This window comes from Moraxella sp. VT-16-12 (assembly GCF_002224245.2).
Classification (GTDB): domain Bacteria; phylum Pseudomonadota; class Gammaproteobacteria; order Pseudomonadales; family Moraxellaceae; genus Moraxella.
Window position 1 is genome coordinate 106,339 of sequence record NZ_NKHK02000004.1, and the last position, 22,103, is coordinate 128,441.

19 protein-coding genes are annotated in these 22,103 nt (G+C 43.8%); 9 read left to right on the forward strand and 10 right to left on the reverse strand.

Annotated elements, in window-relative coordinates; all coding sequences use genetic code 11:
- Positions 1–39 precede the first annotated feature (39 nt).
- The 4 genes from infB to CEW93_RS04840 all read left to right on the forward strand — a co-directional run bounded on the left by infB (position 40) and on the right by CEW93_RS04840 (position 4,843).
- Positions 40–2,799, forward strand: coding sequence for a translation initiation factor IF-2 (gene infB, locus CEW93_RS04825; RefSeq protein ID WP_089540744.1), 2,760 nt, complete (start codon positions 40–42; stop codon positions 2,797–2,799).
- Positions 2,800–2,868: 69 nt separating this feature from the next.
- Complete coding sequence (locus CEW93_RS04830; protein ID WP_089540743.1) at positions 2,869–3,270, forward strand: ribosome-binding factor A; 402 nt, start codon at positions 2,869–2,871, stop codon at positions 3,268–3,270.
- Positions 3,270–4,211, forward strand: a complete 942-nt coding sequence (gene truB / locus CEW93_RS04835) for a tRNA pseudouridine(55) synthase TruB (protein ID WP_089540742.1) — start codon at positions 3,270–3,272, stop codon at positions 4,209–4,211. The genes CEW93_RS04830 and truB overlap by 1 nt, the downstream gene beginning before the upstream one ends.
- Positions 4,212–4,309: 98 nt before the next feature.
- The gene (locus CEW93_RS04840; protein ID WP_089540741.1) at positions 4,310–4,843 is read left to right on the forward strand and encodes an opacity family porin; all 534 of its coding nucleotides are present in this window, start codon (positions 4,310–4,312) and stop codon (positions 4,841–4,843) included.
- Between the two features lie 370 nt (positions 4,844–5,213).
- Here CEW93_RS04840 and CEW93_RS04845 read toward each other — a convergent pair whose 3' ends face one another.
- Positions 5,214–5,510: a helix-turn-helix domain-containing protein gene (locus tag CEW93_RS04845; protein WP_255503960.1), complete on the reverse strand. Its 297-nt coding sequence runs from the start codon at positions 5,508–5,510 to the stop codon at positions 5,214–5,216.
- Between the two features lie 405 nt (positions 5,511–5,915).
- Here CEW93_RS04845 and CEW93_RS04850 point away from each other — a divergent pair, with 405 nt between their 5' ends.
- The 4 genes from CEW93_RS04850 to CEW93_RS04865 are packed head-to-tail and all read left to right on the forward strand — an operon-like array spanning position 5,916 to position 10,218.
- A complete protein-coding gene (locus tag CEW93_RS04850) occupies positions 5,916–6,548 on the forward strand; it encodes a CDP-alcohol phosphatidyltransferase family protein (RefSeq protein WP_089540739.1) in 633 nt (210 codons plus the stop codon).
- Positions 6,535–8,286: a bifunctional alpha/beta hydrolase/class I SAM-dependent methyltransferase gene (locus CEW93_RS04855; protein WP_186727897.1), complete on the forward strand. Its 1,752-nt coding sequence runs from the start codon at positions 6,535–6,537 to the stop codon at positions 8,284–8,286. Before CEW93_RS04850 ends, CEW93_RS04855 begins: the two co-directional genes overlap by 14 nt.
- Entirely contained in the window at positions 8,283–9,440 is a 1,158-nt protein-coding gene (locus CEW93_RS04860; protein ID WP_089540737.1) for a patatin-like phospholipase family protein, read from the forward strand. Before CEW93_RS04855 ends, CEW93_RS04860 begins: the two co-directional genes overlap by 4 nt.
- Positions 9,424–10,218 (forward strand): SDR family oxidoreductase, encoded by a 795-nt coding sequence (locus CEW93_RS04865; RefSeq protein ID WP_089540736.1) that lies wholly within the window; start codon positions 9,424–9,426, stop codon positions 10,216–10,218. The genes CEW93_RS04860 and CEW93_RS04865 overlap by 17 nt, the downstream gene beginning before the upstream one ends.
- On the opposite strand, the gene CEW93_RS04870 is transcribed toward CEW93_RS04865, so the two are convergent.
- The 4 genes from CEW93_RS04870 to CEW93_RS04885 form a co-directional block, all read right to left on the reverse strand.
- Entirely contained in the window at positions 10,204–10,977 is a 774-nt protein-coding gene (locus CEW93_RS04870; RefSeq protein ID WP_186727898.1) for a phosphatidate cytidylyltransferase, read from the reverse strand. The genes CEW93_RS04865 and CEW93_RS04870 overlap by 15 nt on opposite strands.
- A gap of 134 nt (positions 10,978–11,111) precedes the next feature.
- Entirely contained in the window at positions 11,112–12,554 is a 1,443-nt protein-coding gene (locus CEW93_RS04875) for a phosphatase PAP2 family protein (protein WP_089540733.1), read from the reverse strand.
- A 259-nt stretch (positions 12,555–12,813) separates the two neighbouring features.
- A complete protein-coding gene (gene metE, locus CEW93_RS04880; protein ID WP_089540731.1) occupies positions 12,814–15,072 on the reverse strand; it encodes a 5-methyltetrahydropteroyltriglutamate--homocysteine S-methyltransferase in 2,259 nt (752 codons plus the stop codon).
- A gap of 229 nt (positions 15,073–15,301) precedes the next feature.
- The gene (locus tag CEW93_RS04885; protein ID WP_089540729.1) at positions 15,302–15,637 is read right to left on the reverse strand and encodes a hypothetical protein; all 336 of its coding nucleotides are present in this window, start codon (positions 15,635–15,637) and stop codon (positions 15,302–15,304) included.
- Between the two features lie 120 nt (positions 15,638–15,757).
- Here CEW93_RS04885 and CEW93_RS04890 point away from each other — a divergent pair, with 120 nt between their 5' ends.
- Positions 15,758–16,645: a LysR family transcriptional regulator gene (locus CEW93_RS04890; protein WP_089540727.1), complete on the forward strand. Its 888-nt coding sequence runs from the start codon at positions 15,758–15,760 to the stop codon at positions 16,643–16,645.
- A gap of 31 nt (positions 16,646–16,676) precedes the next feature.
- Here CEW93_RS04890 and ubiM read toward each other — a convergent pair whose 3' ends face one another.
- From ubiM to nqrF, 5 genes are all read right to left on the reverse strand, one after another.
- Positions 16,677–17,861, reverse strand: a complete 1,185-nt coding sequence (gene ubiM / locus CEW93_RS04895) for a 5-demethoxyubiquinol-8 5-hydroxylase UbiM (RefSeq protein ID WP_089540725.1) — start codon at positions 17,859–17,861, stop codon at positions 16,677–16,679.
- A gap of 9 nt (positions 17,862–17,870) precedes the next feature.
- Positions 17,871–18,269: a hypothetical protein gene (locus CEW93_RS04900; protein ID WP_146416644.1), complete on the reverse strand. Its 399-nt coding sequence runs from the start codon at positions 18,267–18,269 to the stop codon at positions 17,871–17,873.
- Positions 18,266–19,324: an FAD:protein FMN transferase gene (locus tag CEW93_RS04905; RefSeq protein WP_255503950.1), complete on the reverse strand. Its 1,059-nt coding sequence runs from the start codon at positions 19,322–19,324 to the stop codon at positions 18,266–18,268. The genes CEW93_RS04900 and CEW93_RS04905 overlap by 4 nt, the downstream gene beginning before the upstream one ends.
- Positions 19,325–19,424: 100 nt before the next feature.
- A complete protein-coding gene (locus tag CEW93_RS04910; RefSeq protein ID WP_089541067.1) occupies positions 19,425–20,702 on the reverse strand; it encodes an O-acetylhomoserine aminocarboxypropyltransferase/cysteine synthase family protein in 1,278 nt (425 codons plus the stop codon).
- 166 nt (positions 20,703–20,868) lie between these two features.
- Positions 20,869–22,101 carry an NADH:ubiquinone reductase (Na(+)-transporting) subunit F gene (gene nqrF / locus CEW93_RS04915; RefSeq protein ID WP_089541066.1) on the reverse strand — a complete coding sequence of 411 codons (1,233 nt, stop codon included), beginning with the start codon at positions 22,099–22,101 and terminating at the stop codon, positions 20,869–20,871.
- Between the last annotated feature and the right edge of the window lie 2 nt (positions 22,102–22,103).

Genomic DNA, 22,103 nt, shown 5'->3' on the forward strand with positions numbered 1-22,103 from the left:
TGCGACATTTGTCAAATTTAAAAAATTTTAGGTAACACAATGGCAGAAAAAACCGTCAAAGAGTTGGCAAAACTCTCCAAAAAAACCCCTGAGGCTCTTTTGGCTCAGCTAAAAGAAGCTGGTCTATCCATGCGTGGCGAAAATGACGTGGTGAGTGATAGCGAGCAAGAGCAACTGGTGGCATTCTTAAAAACAAGCCACGGCGACAAACCCAAATCTCGCATTAGCTTAAAATCTAAAACCACCACCACCGCTAAAATTACCGACACAAGCGGTAAAGCCAAAAAAGTCAATGTGGTAAAATCAAAAAATTTGGTGTTTGAAAAACCTGATGTTGCAAAAATCAGCGAAGATGCCACCAAAGCCAAACAAGCCCAAGCAGAAGCTCGCATTAAAGAGCTAGAAGCCAAACAAGCCGAAGAACGTAGCAAAAAACAAGCCCAAGAACGCCAAGAAGCTGTGCTTGCGTCCATGCGTGCCAATAGTGGTTCGGCTGAAAAAGCCAGTCAGCCAACTGCATCTGTGGTTGTCAAAAAAATCAAAAAAGATGATGACAAATCAAACAGCGTGGTCAGTGCCAGCACGGTGAAAAAAGCCAATAAAGCTGACAAAGCCGACAAAAAACCCGCCACCAAAAAACCTACCAAACAAGAAACAGCGGCTGAAAAAGAAGCTCGTAAACTTCGTGAGGCCGAAGAGCAAAGACTGCGTGAGATAGAAGCCCAAAACCGCCGTAAAGCCGCCATTGATGCCCAAAATCGCACGTTGGAGCAGATGAAACAAATGGCAAGTCAGTATGATGACAAAGAAGACACATCAAGTGCGGTGGTGCGCCATAAAGATGAGCCACTTGCCAAGGGGCTTGTTGGGGCAGCACTAGAAGAGTCTTTTGAGAAAGAACGCCGTGAGATTAAGCGTGGCGGTGGTGGCAACAGAAGCAAAACTGGCAAGAAAAAAGGCAAAGAAGAGCTTGAAATCAAAACCAAAACTCGTGGTCTAAAATCATCACAAGCAGGCAAACATAAGTTTGAGATGCCCGTAGAAAAAATCGTCTATAATGTGGAGATTGGCGAGAGCATTGTGGTTTCTGACCTTGCCCAAAAAATGGCGGTCAAAGTGCGTGAAGTCATCAAGACATTGATGAAAATGGGCGAGATGGTGCGTGAATCTGATACCATTGACCAAGATACCGCAGGGCTTGTGGTGGAAGAGTTTGGGCATAATTTGGTATTGGTGTCTGATACCAAGCTAGAAGATGACCTACAAGAGTCAGTGGACGAAAAACAAGGCAACGTTCAGACTCGCCCCCCTGTCGTTACCATCATGGGGCACGTTGACCACGGTAAGACATCATTGCTTGATAAAATCCGTGAAACCAAAGTTGCCATTGGTGAAGCAGGTGGCATTACTCAGCATATCGGTGCCTATCATGTCAAAACTGAGCGTGGTGTGATTACCTTTCTTGACACGCCCGGACACGCCGCCTTTACTGCCATGCGTTCTCGTGGGGCAAAGGTAACTGACATTGTGGTGTTGGTCGTGGCGGCTGATGATGGCGTGATGCCACAAACCATTGAAGCGATTGACCACGCACGAGCAGCGGGCACGCCGATTATTGTCGCCATGAACAAGATGGACAAAGAAGGCATTGACCCTGAACGTGTGCTTAACGAGCTGTCTGTTAAAGAAATCATCACAGACGCATGGGGCGGAGACACATCACTGGTGAAGGTTTCTGCCAAAAAAGGCACGGGCATTGATGAGCTGTTAGAAACCATCAGCATTCAAGCTGAAATCATGGAGCTAACTGCCCCTGTGGACGGTTCAGCGCAGGGTTTTGTGATTGAATCACGCCTTGATAAGGGTCGTGGTGCAGTGGCAAGTCTGTTGGTTAAAAAAGGCACCTTAAAACAAGGCGATTTGGTTTTAGCAGGGGAGTTTTATGGCAAAGTGCGTGCGATGACGGATGAAAATGGTCAGCGTATCAAATCGGCAGGACCTTCCATTCCTGTGGAGATTTTGGGTTTGCCTGATGCTCCTATGGCAGGCTCTGAGTTTTTGGTGGTTTCTGATGAGAAAAAAGCTCGTGAAGTGGCAGATTTTCGTATCGCTCGTGAGCGCGAACGCCTATTGGAACGCCAAAACAAAATGCGTCTTGAAAATATGTTTGAAAACATGGGCAAAGAAGCTGCCACTTTGAACATTATCCTAAAAACAGACGTGCGTGGTACGTTAGATGCCCTGACAGGGGCATTAAATGAGCTTTCTACTGATGAAGTCAAAGTGCGTATCATCAGCTCTGGTGTGGGCGCGATTAGTGAATCGGATGTGATTTTGGCAGAATCTAGTGAAGCGGTACTACTAGGGTTTAACGTGCGTGCTGACACCGCAGGCAAGCGTAAAGCAGACGAAGCGGGCATTGACATTCGTTATTATAGCGTGATTTATGGCTTGATAGACGATGTTAAATTGGCGATGAGTGGTATGCTTGCCCCTGAACACCGTGAGCAAATTTTGGGCATTGCACAGGTGCGTGAAGTCTTCCGTTCTAGCAAATTTGGGGCGGCAGCAGGCTGTATGGTGCAAGAAGGTGTCATTTATCGCAACAAACCAATCCGAGTCTTGCGTGATGATAAGGTCATCTTTACAGGTCAATTACAATCACTACGCCGTTATAAAGACGACGTTACCGAAGTCAAAGCTGGCATGGAGTGTGGTTTGGCGGTGAAAGGTTATGAAGTCATGGCAGGTGATTTGATTGAAGTGTATGAGATTCATGAAGTCAAGCGTGAACTGTAACCCAAATAAAAAACAAAGCCCCACCAAGTGTGGGGTTTTAGCCATCAATATATCAAATAGGAAATAATCATGAACCAACGCCTACAACGCTTAGCTGACCAAATTCAGCGTGCTTTGTCAGTACTTATCCGTGATGAGATTAACGACCCGCGTCTGACAGGCTTTGTTACCATTTCTGCTGTCAAAATCAGCCCTGATTTGGGTTATGCTGATGTGTATGTAACGATTTTGGAGCCGTCCCAAGATGGCGGTATGAACAAAGAAGCCCATCAAGAAAGTCTTAATGTGTTAAAAAATGCGTCAGGATTTTTACGCACACAACTGTCGCAAACCATGAAAACTCGCACCACACCACGTCTTAGATTTCATTATGATGAAGTGGTCGCTCATGGCAATCACATGATGAATCTGGTCAATCAAGCCATGCAAAAAACCGCCACCACTTCTGATGATACTGTGGATGATGTGTGATGGCAAACAATCACGCCAAAAAGCAAGTTGTTGGCATCCTACTGTTAAACAAACCTAGCGGTATCAGCTCACATTCGGCACTAGCTGGTGCCAAATGTTTGTTTATGTCCGCAGAATTTGACAGCAAAAAAGCAGGGCATACAGGCACGCTTGACCCGATGGCAACCGGCTTGCTTCCCATTTGTTTTGGGGAAGCCACTAAATTTAGCCAATTTGGTTTGGATGCTGATAAAAGCTATACCGCCACCATTAAACTTGGTGATGAAACCGACACAGGCGACAAAGAAGGAAAAATCATCGCCACCAGTGCGGTTTTGCCATTTAGTCAGCAGCAGCTTGATGAGCTTGCCCAGACCTTGGTCGGCAAGCAAGAACAAATCCCGCCCATGTACTCTGCACTAAAAAAAGATGGCAAAAAACTCTATGAATATGCCCGAGATGGCATAGATGTTGAGCGTCAAGCACGCACCATCACGATTTACAAGCTGACTTTAACCAAACTGAGCGATGATGAAATACAGCTTTGTGTGGTTTGCTCAAAAGGCACTTATGTGCGTGTGCTTGCCCAAAACATTGCCGAGCAACTTGGCATGGTGGGGCATTTGACCGCTTTGCACCGTACGGCTACGGGTGGGTTTGACGTGGCAGACAGTATCAGGCTTGATGAGCTTGATAAGATGGCGTTTGATGAGCGATTTGGTCGGCTACTGTCAATAGATGCCTTGCTGACACATTTGCCAAAGGTGTCCTTGACTGGTGATGAGACTAGGCGGATTGGTATGGGGCAACGGCTGAACATCAAAGATAGGTTGAGTGATGTTGTTTTTGATGATGACACACAACAAATCCGTCTATATCAAGGGAAGAAGTTTGTTGGGCTAGGACAAGTGTGGACAAACGGGCGAATGCAGCCCATCAAAGTGCTTAATTTTAACCACTAAAAACCCAAAATTCATCTTTTGTCTGATGGTGATTGCAAAAATCTTAACTCAGGGTACAATGATAATGTAGTTTTTTGTTATTCTGTGTAAGGATTTTTATGAAAAAGTTTATTTTAGCGACTTTGCTTGCCATTCCTGCCCTTGCCACCGCCCAAAATGGTTATTATGTTCAGGCTGATGTGGGCTATGCTCGTGTTAAGGTGGATGGTGTTTCAGGTGGTGATGACACAATTTCTTATGGCGTGGCTGTTGGTAAAGCGATGGACAGTGGGGCAAGATTTGCGGTAGATTATACCCATATTGCTAATGGTGATTTCAACCAAAAAGGCACAAATTTTAAGATGAAAGCCCATTCTGTTGGGGCATCAGCCATTTATGATTTTAAAAATGACACGCCTTTAACGCCTTATTTGGGTGTCAAAGCATCCGCCACCCGTCTAAGCGGTAAAGGTGATGGACATCATTCTAAACACGTTACTCGTACAGGCATGGGAGCGGTGGCTGGCGTACAATACCAAGTTGCCCCAAACCTTGCCCTAGATGGTGCGGTAGAATATAACTATTTGGGCAAATTTGAAGGGCAAAAAGTTACCCAATATGGGGCAAAAGCAGGCGTGCGTATGGACTTCTAAGTCCAATATCACACATCAAACCCTACTTAGAATGTCTAAGTGGGGTTTTTAAGCATTTTGGCTATGCAGTATTTAAAATAACCACATTAAAACTTTGTTCAATTTGATTTAAAATAAATAACATTTCTTTAAGATACGCCATGTCTTCATCAATATCGCCATAAATTTAAATCGTTCGGTTGCTTGATTTAATAATAATTTTTGTTTTGGGAATGGTGGTGAGCCTGAATAATCTTTATCAAAAATATGATTTTGAATGATTTGTTGAGTTTCTGTGGCGACATAATTGTCATGCTTATGATAAAGAAAAATGGCAGTTGCTTGATATAATTTCTCCTGATTATAATTTTAAGGTTGGATAAATTTTATGTCATTTATCAACAGAACTGTTTAAAATCCCCACTAAATTTTCTTCAAGCCAACCCACCAAATCGGCGATTTTGCTACTGGCTTGCTGACCGTATTCGGTCAAGCGATAATCCACGTGCGGTGGTACGCTGTTGTAGGATGTGCGAATCAGCATGCCGTCTTTTTCAAGGTTTTGTAGGGTTTGAGTGAGCATACGTTCGCTAATTCTATCAATACTACGGCGAATCTCACTAAATCTTAGCACCTTATCTTTTAATACCAGCATGACAAGTACGCCCCAAGGGTGCGATTTTTTTATACCAACGCCCTTATTTTATGTTATGATGTTACTTGTGTTAGGGCTTGCTGAACATTCGTTACACAGCTTAACCATACGCTTTTATGTTAATTGTTTGGCGTGTTATTTTTACATTACCCAACTACTTAAATGTTGATAAAATCAAGTTTATGCTTAAAGGTTTAAATAGTCGGGCCTTCGTCAAAGTTTTTGCCAATATACTTATATTACCTGCAAGCTTTTCTGAAGATAGTTTAGCGATTTATCTCACTTTTAATTGCAAAAAACCAATATTCAGCACGCCCTAAACAATACTTAACCAAGGCGATGCACCATGTCTAGCAGTGCGGCATGCCACCTTGGTTTTTTGTCTTCATGGATGGTAAAATAGTTTTTTCATAAAACTTTAAGTGATGAATTATAATCATGTCCATTTATCAGTTTAAACGCCAATTTCAAAACCTGCTACGCCCCATCAGCCAAAAGCTCGTCGCTCATGGCGTACATGCCAATCATGTGACTATTTCAGCGGTTGTACTCAGTGGCGGTGTTGCCCATGTGGTCGCCAAACGCAGCCAACAAAACCCAGCGTGGTGGTATGCACTGCCAGCGGGACTATTTATCCGCATGGCGATGAATGCCATTGATGGCATGATGGCAAAAGAACACGGACAGGCGAGTGCTTTGGGGGCGGTGCTAAATGAAGTAGGCGATTTAGTCTCTGATGCCTTACTACTCTTTAGTCTATCATCCCGCCTAAACCACAGCAATCGCCACGGTCTATATCGTGTGATGGCACTTAGTACCATCAGTGAACTCGTGGCAATTTGGGCAAGTATCAGTACAAGCAAGCGAGCCAATCATGGTCCTTTAGGCAAAAGCGACCGTGCCTTGGTGCTTGGGGTGCTGGGCGTGTATCTGGGCTTTAGGTTTACACTTAGTCAGCCCAAAGCCCGTCAGTTACTTATCATCGCTCAATTGTTACTGCTTAAAACCATCTATAATCGCACCCTTGCCTTGGGGTATGCCAATACAGGAGTTAGACATGATGCCCGATAAAATCATCTCTACAGAAAGTGGCTTTCATGCCAGTGATGGCACCTTTATTTTTTATCGTTATTGGTTGGGTCGGCCCCTTGATACACTTACCTCCAGTGATAAAAAAGTGATGGTGTTCTTACACCGTGGGCATGAGCATTCGGCACGGCTTACCGAGATGGCACTTGCCTTTGTGCAGGCGGGTTATCAGGTATTTGCATGGGACGCACGGGGTAATGGTTTGTCCGAAGGTGAGCGAGACCATGCTGAGAGCTTTTCTTGCTTGGTGGCGGATTTGGATGAGTTTGTGGCAGAGATTCGCCAACTGATGACTGTCGATGACAGCCAAATTATGCTCTGTGCCAGCAGTCTTGGGGCATTGATGGCAATCGCTTGGGTGCATGACTACGCCCCCAAAGTGCGTAGCATGATACTGGGTACACCTGCCCTTGCCATTCGCCTATATGTGCCCTTTGCCCTGCCCGCCTTGCAATTTGCCCAAAAGGTAGGCGTAATGAGCCGCGTATCTAGCTATGTCAAAGCCAAAGTTCTCACCCACGACCAGCACGCTCAGCAAGCCTATAACGATGATGCACTCATCTCCACGAGCATTTCACGCGATTTATTGATTGACTCAATCTTGACAGGTCAGCGACTGCTCGATGACGCTGGGGCGATTACTGTACCCACGATGGTGTTGTGTGCTGGCAAGGATTTTGTCGTGAATAAAGGCGCGATACGCACCTTTTATGAGCGTCTGCGTTCGCCTGTGAAGCGGTGGCAATATTATACGGACAGTTTTCATGCTATTTTTCATGAAACTAACAAGGCTGATGTCTATCAAGACTGTATCGCTTTTGCTGATGAAGTGTTTGCCACACCCTTTACACCTGTGGATTTAACGGACGCTGATAAAAGCAGTGAGCACGCCAAACGCCATAGCCAAGAGCGAATCGAAGCTTTCATGGCAAAGGAGTTTAATCCACAATTTGTCCTGACACGTCTGGCGATTGAAAAATTGGGCTGGATAAGCGATAGCGTGGCAATGGGGGTTCGGCATGGTTTTGATTCGGGCAGTTCACTGGACAAAGTCTATCAAAATCAGCCCAATGGCAAAAATATGCTTGGCAAATGGGTGGATAGGTTTTATCTCAATAACATCGGCTGGCAGGGCATTCGCATTCGTAAAGCCCATTTGCTTGAGTTGGCAAGCATTGTCCTATCGTCCATACAAAGCGACACTCCACGACTGCTAGATATCGCCAGTGGTAACGGCTTTTATGCCTTTGAGCTGGCACAGACGTACCCTAATTTACAACTGTGCCTGCGTGATTATGACACGCACAATGTAAAAGTGATGAGCCAAAAAATTCAAACCTTGGGGCTAGGCAAGCGTGTTCAAGCCGAGCAAATGGACGCATTTGAGCTGGCTACTTATGATGAGCAAGTGGCAGATGTCGCAATTGCTTCAGGGGTGTTTGAGCTGTTTTCTGACAATGCTTTGATAAAAACAGCACTGACAGGCATTCACCGCTCGCTAAGCGATGGTGGCTACTTGATTTATACCAATCAGCCGTGGCACCCAGAGCAAGAGTTTATCGGTAAAACGCTCACCAATCATCGGGGCAAAGACTGGATTATGCGCTGTCGCAGTCAAGCGGAGATGGACCAACTTGCCGAGCAGGCAGGCTTTAAAAAGATTGCTATGAAGATTGATAAGTTTGGTATTTTTAGCGTGTCGCTTGCCAAAAAAATATGACAAAACACAATCAAACACCTGCCAAGCCCTATCGGCGGGCGGTGGTTTTTGCAGGTGGCGGTTTGCGTTTTGGCTATTACTTGGGTGTCTATCAGGCGTTGTGTGAGACTGGCAAACGCCCTGATATCGTCTTGGCAATCTGTGGCGGGGCGTTTGCAGCGGCGTTTTTGGAACTTGCCCCTGAGCCGAAGATGGCATTGGTATTATTACAAAGCCCCACCGCTTATCAGATGTTTTGCCGATTTTATGGTGTTGTGCCTGCTCATCGCATGGCGTTTGTGTTGCCTGCCACACGGCGTTTTATCAGCTTAAAGCCAGACAAATCAAAACACGCCCTAAGCCAAAAAACGCTTGACAGCCTGTACAGCCAAGCCCTATTTGCCATCAAAGATGAAGGCGATTACCCGCTGTGGCAAAGCGATAAACTCACTCAAATATTAAGCCAAGATTTAACCCAAAATCTGGCTCAAAACCCAGCCCAAATCCCAACCAACTTGCCCAGTCCATCGGAACAAACCATCGCCAGTTTAATGGTTCTTAGTCGACTGCAGACTGTAGATACGGGCTATTGCTGGCAGTCATTACTGCGTCCATCTGCTGCGGTTAGTGCTGATGTGTGTACATGGCTAGACGGTGTACCTTGTGTCTTGCATGACCATCAGCCTAAGCGAGTTGCCCCCACAGTGGCAGTACAGGATTTGCCCCTAGCGGTAGCGGTGCGTGCTTCCATTAGTGATATGTATTATCTGTCGCCCACCCACCATGACGGGCAGACGCTGTTTGGCGGGGTGCTGGATTTGACTCCTGTGGAGCTGGCGAGTGTGCTTGCTGATGAAGTATTTATTGATGACAAAACGCCCTATGATAAGCTACTTGCCAGCCCCGCAATAGGCTCATGCTTTGGCTTTGACCCCAATGTCAGGCTAAGCGAAGTCAAACAAAAAACACACCCTGCGATGGTGCATTGGCTACCCTTAGCGGACAGTCGGCGACATGTGCCCGCGCTCATTGGCAAGCGTTTTCATTGGCAAAAGGGCTGTATTCAGGGCGTATATCCGACATTTAATACATTTAAACAAATCGCCCATCAACAATACCACTATGGCTATCAAACAACCAAGGCGTATTTATTAAATCATGACAACTCATCATAAACACTGCGTAATCATCGGGGGTACCAGCGGTATTGGGCTGGCACTTGCCAATGATTATCTGGACAAATCATGGCAAGTAACCATCGTTGGTAGCAATGCCGATAAAATCAATACCTTAAATTCGTATTATCAAACTAACGATAATCTCACCATTAAGCAATGCGATATTACTGATGCCCGCCAAAGACAGCAGTTATTTGATGAATTGGCTAATACACCCATGACGCATTTTATTTATAGTGCAGGGATGTATTATAATGAACGCAAATTAAACTTATCCAAAGTCCAAAGTGAGCAAATATTGGCGGTAAATTTGCAAGCCTTTTGTCAGTGTTTTGAATGGGCGAGTACGCAATTAAAACAGCACCCCAAAAACACCCATCTCATTGCCATTTCTTCTGTGGCAGGATTATTGAATTTTGAGCAAATGAGCCTATACGCCAGATGTAAACGTGTAATGATAGAGATTTGTCAGGCGTATCAATTGGCATTAGCGCCCTTTGGTATTGGCGTGAATTGCATTGCTTGCGGTTATGTGAATACGCAAAAACTGCGTGAATTAAATGCTGGCAATGCTCATCATAAGCCATTTTTATGCTCTGAAAAGCAAGCAGTTCATGAAATTAACCATGCCATTCACCGTAATAGTAAATTACATATTTTCCCCAAGCCAATGAAATATGTGGTGAGGGCTTTATCTGGTTTGCCAGAGCTATTATTAAGCCAAATCATGAAATTGCAATACCAACAGCAAGATAAAAAATTACACCAAAAATAAGAGATAAATTCCCCAAAATAAAGGTAGGGATAATAACAAACTATCAATGCGGTCTAATAAGCCACCATGACCTTTTAGCCAAGTGCCCATGTCTTTAATTTGATGACATCTTTTAACAAAAGACTGAAATAAATCCCCTGCCACACCAAATACACCCAACAACACTGCCAATAAAAAACTCTGCATATGATTAAAAGGTGTTAAATAATTGCCTAAAAAAGTAGCCAATAATGCCATCAAAGGAATGCCAAATATTATACCTTCAATGGTTTTATTGGGGCTGATGCTGGGAGCGAGCTTGGCTATAAAAAAACACTGACCCAGCGATTTACCCATAATATACTGACAAACATCGCTGACTTGTACACAAAATATTAGCCACAGTAAAATAGATGTTTGTCCATATTGATTAAGTTGATAATATAAACAGGCAAAGCTAAGACAATAAATAATTAACCACGCCAATAAAATCAAATCAACCAAAAACAGCTGGATGATTTTTTGTGGATTATTGATATCACTTTGCCAAAGTTTAATAATTTCATGTATGCCTTTTATAAGCATGGCGACAGACAGCAGTACAACTGCCCAAAACCCAAGCAGATAAAAAACAAACAATACCGCCAATAAAAAAATCCAAGAAGAAACAATGGACTTAATCACCACCAAAGCAGAAGATTTGGCAAATACAAGTAGCAGTCTTAATATTATCACCACCATAAATAGGCTTGCCATAAAAACAATGTCATGATTAGGCATGGGCATTCCTTATTTTGACTATAGCTTGGTTGATTAGACATCTTGAGAAATTAGCACTTTATAAGGTTTGTTGAAATTTTAGACTCAATAAAATCAAGTCTTGAGAGCTAAAATTTTTGAATTTCGCAAGAACTCTATTGTAGGGCGGTTAAAAGTTTATGTTCAATGTATTTTTTAGCACGGTTTTTGGGGTAATAACTGTCAATCAGTGTATATATATTATCGGCTGAGTATCTGCCCATATAAGCGAGCAAATACGCCATCATTACCACACTGCGAGAATACCCCATAGCACATTGACAGACAATCAGCGTCTGAGCGGTTGATAAATTCTCTTTCATGGATTGAATGGTTTGGCATTGCTGTTGTAATTGCATTAGATGACAGTCTTGATAAGCAGTTAAATCCAGCATGGGCAGATAGATATAATGGCTTTTATTGGCCAGTTTACTATGTTTTATTTCACAAGACAGCTCAACACTAATATCTAGCCAAATAATTGCTTGGTATTGATGAAAAAAGTTATCATCATAATGGGATTTAGGCAATCTGCCAATGGCTAAAATATCACTATGATGGTCTATTTTTATGGGCTTTTGGATTGTTTGTAAAAATCGGCTGTATTTGGCAATTTGCCAAAGAAGATAATAAATACCATAAAAATAGATAAAGATAAATCGGCTCAATGGCGTAAATCTGCCTTGTTGTTTATTAAATAATTGGCATAATAATTTATCAGGAATGTAGTTTTTATGATGATGATAGCTAAATGCTAGCAATAAAAAGCAAATAAAACCATGATAGGCGATAAAATCAATTATTAAACTGGCAATGCCAGTGATGGGTAATTGCGATATAATAACAGGCAGTGTTTTTATGACAATCAGCCACACAGTAGCAAGGCTGATATATTTGATAATATTTGCTTTTAGTATTTCTGTATAAGTAGATGATAAATAACGCTCAACACAATAAACCAATAATGCACAAATTAAACCAGCCAACACATCAATGCTTTGGTGCTGATAAGTAAAAACAGTAGAGATGGTAATTAAAAAACAGATAATAATAAGTGGCCAAGTGTATAAAATATGCCAAGATTTTAGTGTGCCATATAGCGAAACACCAATCAGTACAGCAAAACCAACGTGTAATGATGGTAGCTGATTATAAGGTTTATCTATGAAAAATAAAATCTGATACGCCCACGACCAATCCACCCCCCAATCATAAAAAACATCGATAACCAATGAAAACTTTAAAGGAAAATAATAAAAAACAAGTCCAGAAATTAAAGTAATTAAAATCAGCCGATAAGTAAGATTAGATAAGCTCTTTCTGTCAATAATAAAAAAACTCATTACAAATAACGGCAATGACAGTGCATAAGGCACAATCATAGGAGCGATAAAGGGAATGTGTTTATCAACTGCACCAGTGATATGACTGAGTCCATAAGTATTATCTATAATTTGGGCATAAGCATTGGTTAGGTTATAAATAAGTACAAAAATACCACCTGCATACAGTAGGCTTTGCCAAGATGAGTAGGTGCAGTAAAAGTGGGGTTTATTCATCGGGCGAATTGAGTAAATTAAATTTGGGATTTTCTTATATTAGCAACATTGCTCTACCTTTGATGTTTTTAATTGTAATCAAAAACAAAACCGCTCAGATTGAGCGGTTTTGGTAGATTAACTAAGATGACAAACTGACTTACTCGTTATCATAATCAATCTCATCGTCATCATGGACGTTGCAGGCTTCACACATAAATTTTCCTTTTTGACTAGACTGGCAACCACCCAAAACCCAAAGCGATGGTTGCCTATGGGTTTATTTGGTGTACACTTCACGCACTTGTTTAGTCATGTCAATCATGTTGGCAAGAGCAGAAACCGTCTCATCCCAGTTGCGAGTTTTTAGACCGCAGTCAGGATTGACCCATAGACGCTCGGCAGGGACGTATTTGATGGCTTCATCAATCACCACTTGCATATTTTCTGCTGATGGCGTGCGTGGTGAGTGAATGTCATAAACCCCTGGTCCAATGGCGTTGGTGTAGCCGTTGCCCTTAAAAGCGTCAAGAAGCTGCAAGCCTGAGCGAGCCGTTTCAATGGTAATCACGTCAGCGTCCATGGCACTGATGTGGGGCAAGCAGTCATGAAAACTTGAATAACACATGTGCGTGTGAATCTGAGTATCTGTGTCAGCAATGGAGCAGGCGTGCTTAAAGGCATTGACTGCTTCTTGCCAATAATGGGCTTGGGCGGATAGTTTGAGTGGCAAGCCTTCACGGAAAGCAGGCTCATCAATCTGAATGATGCCAATACCTGATGCTTGTAAGTCGGCGACTTCTTGGTTAATCGCTTCGGCAATTTGCAAACGTAAAATATCTCGTGTGGCGGTGTCGCTTGGAGCAAATGACCAGTTAAGAATGGTAACAGGACCTGTGAGCATGCCTTTCATGGGCTTATCGGTCAGGCTTTGGGCGTAAGTTGTCCAAGAAACGGTCATGGCGTTGGGGCGAGTGATGTCGCCAACCACAATCGGCGGGCGCACACAGCGAGTACCATAGCTTTGCACCCAGCCATTTTCTGACAACCAAAAACCGTCCATATACTGAGCAAAATACTCCACCATGTCAGTGCGTTCCGCTTCGCCGTGTACCAGTACGTCAATGCCAAGTTTTTCTTGTTCATCAACCGCCTTTTGAATTTCGGCTTTCATGGCAAGCTCATAATCACCATCGCTGAGTATGCCTTTTTTCCAGTCGCTACGAGCTTTGCGGATTTTGTCTGTTTGGGGGAATGAGCCAATGGTGGTGGTGGGGAACAATGGCAAATTTAGCTTGGTTTGTTGGGCGGTATAACGCTCGGCAAATTCGCCACTGCGAGCTTTGGCTTGGCTGGCAAGTGGGGTTAAATGTAGGGCGGTGGCGTTGCTGTCAGCCGTCTTTTCACCCGTTGCCAGTTTGGCACAAATCACCACTTCGGACAGTTTTTGTTTGGCAAAGGCAAGTTTGCCATTTAGCTCACTTGGCACAGTTTCATGGCTCAAATCCACAGGCAAATGTAGTAAAGACGACCCTGTGCCTACCCACAGACGTTCGCCCAAACGTTCATACGCCCCTTGCAAAATGTCGGCAGCTGCCACTTGGTCAGTTGTCCATACTGAGCGACCGTCCACCACGCCCACTGATAGGAGTTTGTGGGTGGGCAGATGGTCAATGACTTGGGTCAGATACTGTTTTGGTGAGTCGCTACGCGTGATGTCAATGTGAATGCCTGCCACAGGTAGGTTGCATGCGATGTTGGTGTTATTGCCTAGCGTGTCAAAGTAGCTGGCGACAATGAGTTTGGGCGGGGTGCGTTGCAAACCATTATAGGTTCGCTCAAAGGCTTGTTGCCATTTGCCGTCCAAATCTAGGCTCAAAATCGGCTCATCAAGTTGTACCCATGCTACGCCTTGCTCACCAAGTTCGGCAAGTAGTTTGGCATAAGTGGGTAGCAGTTTGTCCAAATGGTCAAGTTTGTCATTTGCCTTTGAAGATGATAAATATAAAAAGCTCAAAGGACCAACGAGCACCACTTTTAGCTCTTTGTCCACGCCATGTTTGGCAAGTACAGCTTTGGCATCAGCCACTTGTTTAAAAATCTGCGTAAAATCGGTGTTGCTAAAATCTTGGTCGGCTTCTAGCTCTGGCACAAGGTAGTGATAGTTGGTGTCAAACCATTTGGTCATCTGCCAAGCGGCAGTATCGGCAAGCAAGCCTGTGTGGTCGCGACCACGAGCAAAATAAAACTGGCGGTCAAAGGTATCTAGGGTCTCCGCCCCTGCAAAACGTGGCGGTACAACACCAAAAGCAGTTGCCAAAGTAAGCACCAAATCATAATGGGCAAAATCGCCTGTGGTGATGACATCAAGTCCTGCGTTGATTTGGTCGGCAATGTTGGTGTCAAAGACTGCTTGCAGCTGTTCAAGCGTGGCAGTCTTGTCTTGTTTGCCTTTCCAGTATTTTTCTAGGGCAAACTTGCTTTGGCGTTTGTCGCCGATACGGGGATAGCCAAGAATGTGTGTGGTGGGTGTGGTCATGATAGTACCTTAACTGTGTTGATTTTAAGTTTAAAAATATTCATTTTTATAAAATATTCATGAATAATTTTGATGATTGCTATCATAACCGATTTTTTAAGTGAATAAAAATCAAGTTTTTCAATTTTAGATGAATTTTATTTGATATAAAATCTAAACTGCCACATTTAAATAATGGTCCGTTTCATGTTGTTAAAAGCCATTGCTAAAACCCTACCGTTTGATATTCTTATGAGTATGCTATACATAATAGCAATGATATATAAATTGCTAAAATCAGCACCAGTCGCAATAGTGGCACACGCTGACTCCATTTATCAAGCCATGCTTTTGATTGGCGTTTAAGTCGTTGTTTGATAATAAACTTTGCCCAAAAACTGATGATTTGTATCATCAGCATATATGTTGCAAATGCCACCCAATACTGCCAACCGTTCAGTTTTAGAAAGTTGAGTGCATCAGTATATGGTACAACATAAGAAAGCACCCATATGGCAATACAAAGCACGAATATGTGGGTCAGGTCTGCAATCTGTATGATGGGGTCTTTTTCTTGGTGTGGCATTGTTTTTTTCCTAAAATGTGGCAGTCAGTATTATGAGAGTATTTTTCATCAATTAGCATTATATCATGAAAATATTTTGATTTTATGATAAAATGGTGAAAATTTTTAATCAAAACTGCCATGTTAGAAATCCGTCATCTACAAATGCTCTCCACCCTTGCTCGTCATGGCTCGCTTGCTACTACTGCTGATGAGCTAAATTTAACCGCTTCTGCCATCTCTCATCAATTAAAAGAGCTAGAACACTATTACGACATCACACTGGTTAATCGCCGTACACGTCCTGTCAGTTTTACCCCAGCAGGTAAACTGGTGTTGGAGCTTGCTAACAATATCCTACCACAAGTGGCTCGCACCAAAGCTGATATTAGGCGTTTGGCGTATGGGCAGGCAGGCAGGTTGCGTTTGGCAAGTGAGTGTCATAGCTGTTTTGATTGGTTGATGCCCATTTTAAATATCTATCGCAAAAGCTATGGCGATGTGGAGCTAGATTTTGCCACAGGATTTGAGCCAGAGCCACATCAAATGCTCATTGATGGTGATATTGATTTGCTGATTACTGCCAGTGATTTGCCAATAGAAGGTATTAGTTATCAACCTTTGTTTACTTATGAAAGTCGTTTGGTGTTATCGCCTGCACATCGTTTGGCAAGTCAAAGGGTGATTGTGCCTGATGAGTTGGTAAAAGAGACACTCATTGCTTATCCTGTGGAGCATAAACGCCTTGATGTGATTGCCAAGTTTTTAGAGCCAGCAGGGGTCTCTCCCAAAAGTATCCGCACAACCGAGCTGACTGCCATGCTCATACAACTGGTGGCAAGTGAGCGGGGCGTGGCGGCATTGCCTGATTGGGTGGCGAGCGAATATGAAAAAAAAGGCTGGGTGGTCAGTCGTCCCTTGGGGTCGGGCGTGTATTGTCAGCTATATGCAGGCGTGCGTAAAAGTAGTATTGGGCTTGCTTATATGGCGGGTTTTTTGGAGCTGTTGGATGAAATAAAAAAGCCCTAACATAAAACACCCCAGTTTGTGGGGTGTGTTTTTATTTGCCTGTCAGTTGTCCTGATATCCATCGTTTGACGGGGGGCAGATGATTGCTGACCCTAAGTGTCAAATCTCTAAGTGCTTGCATGCTTTTTTTGTCATCAGTAAATAGATTGACCATCAAATTTGTGCCATGATAAAGTGGGCGAGTGTGGGCTTGATGGCGGACGTTGTATTTTTGAAGTAGGGCAGCACTGGCGATGTCTTGACCTTGTTGGTGGGCATCTAGCACAAGTTTGGCGAGTGTGTTTGCTCCCATCAGTCCCAGATTAAAACCATGAGCGGTTACAGGGTGCATACCCACCGCACTATCACCAATGAGTGCTGAGCGTGCTGACACAAAAGTGTTGGCGTGTACGCCCATGAGTGGGTAGTGGTGCACGGTTCCTGCTAAGGTCAGTTTACCAAGTTGGTCGCCCATCATACGCTGTACTTCCAAGGCAAGTTCATCACCACTCATATTAAGCAGGGTGTCAGTTTGGGTATTATCAAGGGTGATGACGCAGTTGGTCAAGTGGTCATGTAGTGGTAATAAGGCAAGTGTTCTGCCATACAAAAAGCACTCTCTGGCGGTCGCTTCGTTGGATAATGGGTGCGACACACGAAACACGATGACCGTCCGCCCAAAGTCATTCATTTGTGCCCCAATGCCCAGCTTTTTACGCACAAAAGACAAACGGCTGTCCGCCCCAATCAGCAGACTGGCAGTTAATTTTTCGCCATTTGCTAGGGTAATGGTGGCTTGTTTGTCGTCTGTTTTGATGTCTTGGACGTTTTGTTCGGTTAGGATTTTTACATTTGCCAGTTCTTTGACTTCATCATAAAAGGCTTGTCTGATGTTGTGGTTTGAGATGAGATTGCCTAGACGGTCAATACTGCTCATCAGGCGTAAATCTTTTGGCACTTTAAAATGTAAGGCATAACTAAAATCACCATTATACACCTTGGCATCAGCAAGTTTATAAATCTCATCATCAGGTATGCGTTGCCATGCACCTAAGTTGAGCATAATCTCACGAGATAAGTGCGTCAGAGCAATCTCACGCCCATCATAAGCAGGGTGTGCAATGCCATCAAGGGGGGCTTTTTCAATGATGGCGATTTGTAAATCAGTGTCTTTAAAATGCCGAGCAAAGGCAAGACCAGCAGGTCCTGCTCCGATGATGATGATGTCATAAGTCATGAAGCACTCCTAGGGGTTTTGTATGATGGACAGTTCTTCTTTGATGAGTTTTCTTAGCCAAACTTTTAGGTCTTCGGACTGCTGTGCCATTTGCTCACTTAAAAAATCATCAAGCTGATTGGATAATTTTTTATAAATCACATCTTCTAAGGCATTTAACTCTTCATTGCTTGGTGTATTGGCTGATGTGGGTGTGTTGTCGCTGGTGGGCGTGGTGTCATAGATGTGCAAAAGTTTGGTGATGTCTTCATCAAAATTTTGATGACTAAAACGAAACTCTTGGGCAGGCTGGTTGCTTTTTAGTAGGGCGATGATGTCTTCAAGCTCTTGGTGAAAGGCTTGTTTGGCGATGACAGGTATGGATAACCAACGTTTGGAAAATTGGGGAGATGGGCTAAACACACTCATGGACGATTCTCTGTTTTGTTAGTAGGGTTAAAGGTGTTAGTATAGGCTTGTGAATAAATAATTTCTAGGGTTTTTTGGTTATTTTCACCAATAAAAATGGCGATGATGTCATTATCATTTGCCATCTGTATGGCTTTATCAGCAGGGACGGCCGATAAAGCGGTTGCCCAACCATCTGCAATGGCGGTGGTATCACTAATGACACTGATGCTGGCAAAGCCATTTTGGACAGGGTGTGCGGTGATGGGGCTGATGGTATGGCTGTATGTTTGACCATCATATTCTAAACGATTTCTATAATTACCACTGGTTGCCATGCTTTGACCGCTTAGTAAGACGGTGGTCATAATTTCACGTTCTGATACCGTACTGCCAACAATGGGCTTGTCAATGGCGAGTGTCCACGGTTTGCCTTTGTTATTAACGCCACCTGTGGCAATCTCTCCGCCTATCTCCACCATAAAATTTTTAATGTGGTATTGAGATTTTAGCACATCAGCGATGGCATCCACACCATAGCCTTTGGCAATCGCTGAAAAATCAAGCCCCACGCCATTGTTGGTTTTGGTCAGCTTATCACCTGATAGCACCACTTTATCTAGCCCAATTTTGTCTTGTACAGCATGGATTTGGTCGGCGGTTGGGGGATTTTGTAGGCGTTCAATATTCATGCTGCTACCAAATCCCCACAGCTCCACCAAAGGGTAAACTGTAGGGTCAAAGGCGTGGTGGGATTTTTTGTAAATCATGCGGCTATCATCTAATACTTTGATAAAATCGCTGTCTATTTGTATCGTTTGCCCTGCTGGTAGGGCGTTAAATTTGGAGATGGTGCTGTTTTTGTCATAGGTGGACATACTGGCATTGATTTGGGCTAGGCGTTCATCAATGCTATTTTGAATGTCGCTGATGGCAACGTTTTTGGGGGCTTCAAAGGTGATGTGATAGCTTGTTCCCATCGTTTGCCCGTCTATTTTTTGATAAGATGGGGCAGGCTGGCAGGCGGTTAGTAGAGTGATTGTTAGGCAGGTGGTGGCAATAGATGTTTTCATCATAAATGGGTAAAAATTTGTATTTTAACACAAGCAGTCAAATAAAAACCAAGGCAAATAAGAAAAATCCGCCCATCAAGCGGATTTTTAAAACAAATCAATCTTACACCTTATCAAGAGCCTGCTCTAAATCAGCAATCAAATCATCAATATGCTCAATACCAATGGACAAACGCACCATGTCTTCGCTCACCCCAGCTTTGGCAAGCTCATCGGTGCTCAGCTGACGGTGTGTGGTGCTGGCAGGGTGGCAAGCCAGACTTTTGGCATCACCAATATTGACAAGGCGAGTAAATAATCCTAAGGCATCAATAAAGCGAGTGCCACCTGCAACGCCATCTTGTACACCAAAAGACAAGATAGCAGAAGGTTTGCCACCTAAGTATTTTTTGGCAAGTTCATGTTGTGGGTGGCTTGGTAGTCCTGCATAATTTACCCAGCTAACTTTGGGGTGGTTGTGTAGATATTGGGCGACTTTTTGGGCGTTTTCGGTGTGGCGTTCCATGCGTAAAGACAGAGTTTCTAGCCCTTGTAAAATCAAAAATGCATTCATGGGGCTAATTGCTCCGCCAGTATTACGAAGTGGCACGACTCTGGCACGAGCAATAAACGCCGCTGCCCCAAGTGCTTCTACATAATTGACACCATGATAGCTTAGGTCAGGGGTGTTAAGTGATTTAAAACGTTCTGGATAATCCCCCCAAGCAAATTTGCCACCATCAACAATGATACCGCCTAGGCTTGTGCCATGACCGCCGATGTATTTGGTCAAAGAATGTACCACAATATCCGCCCCATGTTTAAAGGGTTTGAGTAGGGCAGGCGTGGCAACAGTGTTATCCACCACCACAGGCACACCAAACTCATGAGCGATGGCACTGATGGCTTCTAAATCCACGATATTACCCAAAGGGTTGCCAATGGATTCTACAAAAACCAGTTTGGTTTTGTCATCAATCTTATCACGCAAACTTTCAGGGTCATTGCCATCAAAAAAGCGTACGTCAATGCCTTGTTTGGGCAATGTGTGAGCAAATAGGTTGTAAGTGCCACCATACAGCTGACTGACAGAGGCAATGTTGTCGCCTGCTTCGGTGATGGTCTGTATGGCATAAGTGATGGCGGTCATGCCCGAGGACACCGCCAATGCCCCAATGCCCCCTTCAAGAGCAGCCAAGCGAGCTTCTAGTACGGCGGTGGTGGGGTTCATGATGCGAGTGTAGATGTTGCCTTGTACTTTTAAATCAAACAAATCTGCCCCATGTTGTGTGTCATCAAAGGCATAAGAGGTGGTTTGATAAATTGGTACTGCCACAGCTTTGGTGGTTGGTTCTGGGCTAAATCCTGCGTGAATGGCAAGGGTTTCGTCTTTGTGGCTCATGATGTTCCTTATGGTTTGGTATGATGGTATTTTTGGATAAAAATGAGTAATATCATAACAAAATTATCAAAAAAGACAAGGCGATAAATTTTTTATCAGTATAAAAATTTGTCATAAAAAATCCGCCCCTAATGGAGCGGATTTTGTGTCAATCCCAAATCTAGGATTAGCCACCAAAGTCATCAAGTAAGATATTTTCATCTTCTACGCCTAGCGATTTAAGCATATTGATGACCGCAGCATTCATCACTGGTGGACCACACATATAAAACTCGCAGTCTTCTGGGGCTGGGTGGTCTTTTAGATAGTTTTCATACAGGACATTGTGGATAAAGCCTGTATAGCCTTCCCAATTGTCTTCTGGTTGTGGGTCAGATAGAGCAACGTGCCATTCAAAGTTAGGAAACTCGGCAGCCAGTCCGTCATAGTCTTCCACATAAAACATCTCACGCTTGGAGCGTGCACCATACCAAAAGCTGATTTTGCGGTCAGAATTTAGGCGTTTTAATTGGTCAAAGATGTGCGAACGCATGGGTGCCATACCCGCACCGCCACCGATAAAGACCATCTCAGCTTTGGTGTCTTTGGCAAAGAACTCACCATAAGGACCAGATACGGTAATCTTATCACCTGGTTTTAGGCTAAACACATACGATGACATTTTACCTGGGGGAGTGCCTTCGGGTTCACGTGGTGGTGGACTGGCGATACGAATGTTAAATTTGATGATGCCTTTTTCTTCGGGATAGTTTGCCATAGAGTAGGCACGAATGACAGGCTCAGTAACGGTAGATGTATAACGCCATAGGTTGAAGTTATCCCAATCTTCGTGATATTCTTTGGCAATGTCAAAATCTTTATAATGCACCGTATGTGGCGGAGCTTCTAGCTGCACATAGCCACCAGCACGAAACGGCACGACTTCCCCTTCGGGGATTTTGAGTGTCAGCTCTTTAATAAAGGTTGCCACGTTGTCGTTAGAGATGACCTCACACTCCCATTTTTTGACATCAAAAAACTCAGGGTCAATCTCAATTTTCATGTCTTGTTTGACGGCGACCTGACACGCCAAACGCATGCCATCACGAATCTCACCTTGGGTAAAATGCCCCTCTTCGGTGGGTAAAATAGAGCCACCACCGTCCAAAACTTTACAGCGACATTGACCACAAGTGCCACCACCACCGCAAGCAGATGATAAAAAGATGCCCTCAGCAGCCAAAGTTTGTAAAAGCTTGCCACCTGCGGGTGTTACGACATTATTGTCAGGGTTTTCATTGATATTGATGGTTACGTTGCCAGAGCTTACCAATCGTGAGCGAGCGATAAGAATAATCACCACAAGGCTCATGATGATGGCGGTAAACATGGCAACACCACCGAATGCTGTACCAAACATGG

Coding starts and splice junctions, on each gene's coding strand:
- infB (WP_089540744.1), top strand. CDS start 40: ATGGCAGAAAAAACCGTCAAAGAGTTGGCAAAACTCTCCAAAAAAACC.
- CEW93_RS04830 (WP_089540743.1), top strand. CDS start 2,869: ATGAACCAACGCCTACAACGCTTAGCTGACCAAATTCAGCGTGCTTTG.
- truB (WP_089540742.1), top strand. CDS start 3,270: ATGGCAAACAATCACGCCAAAAAGCAAGTTGTTGGCATCCTACTGTTA.
- CEW93_RS04840 (WP_089540741.1), top strand. CDS start 4,310: ATGAAAAAGTTTATTTTAGCGACTTTGCTTGCCATTCCTGCCCTTGCC.
- CEW93_RS04850 (WP_089540739.1), top strand. CDS start 5,916: ATGTCCATTTATCAGTTTAAACGCCAATTTCAAAACCTGCTACGCCCC.
- CEW93_RS04855 (WP_186727897.1), top strand. CDS start 6,535: ATGATGCCCGATAAAATCATCTCTACAGAAAGTGGCTTTCATGCCAGT.
- CEW93_RS04860 (WP_089540737.1), top strand. CDS start 8,283: ATGACAAAACACAATCAAACACCTGCCAAGCCCTATCGGCGGGCGGTG.
- CEW93_RS04865 (WP_089540736.1), top strand. CDS start 9,424: ATGACAACTCATCATAAACACTGCGTAATCATCGGGGGTACCAGCGGT.
- CEW93_RS04870 (WP_186727898.1), bottom strand. CDS start 10,977: ATGCCTAATCATGACATTGTTTTTATGGCAAGCCTATTTATGGTGGTG.
- CEW93_RS04875 (WP_089540733.1), bottom strand. CDS start 12,554: ATGAATAAACCCCACTTTTACTGCACCTACTCATCTTGGCAAAGCCTA.
- metE (WP_089540731.1), bottom strand. CDS start 15,072: ATGACCACACCCACCACACACATTCTTGGCTATCCCCGTATCGGCGAC.
- CEW93_RS04885 (WP_089540729.1), bottom strand. CDS start 15,637: ATGCCACACCAAGAAAAAGACCCCATCATACAGATTGCAGACCTGACC.
- CEW93_RS04890 (WP_089540727.1), top strand. CDS start 15,758: ATGTTAGAAATCCGTCATCTACAAATGCTCTCCACCCTTGCTCGTCAT.
- ubiM (WP_089540725.1), bottom strand. CDS start 17,861: ATGACTTATGACATCATCATCATCGGAGCAGGACCTGCTGGTCTTGCC.
- CEW93_RS04900 (WP_146416644.1), bottom strand. CDS start 18,269: ATGAGTGTGTTTAGCCCATCTCCCCAATTTTCCAAACGTTGGTTATCC.
- CEW93_RS04905 (WP_255503950.1), bottom strand. CDS start 19,324: ATGATGAAAACATCTATTGCCACCACCTGCCTAACAATCACTCTACTA.
- CEW93_RS04910 (WP_089541067.1), bottom strand. CDS start 20,702: ATGAGCCACAAAGACGAAACCCTTGCCATTCACGCAGGATTTAGCCCA.
- nqrF (WP_089541066.1), bottom strand. CDS start 22,101: ATGTTTGGTACAGCATTCGGTGGTGTTGCCATGTTTACCGCCATCATC.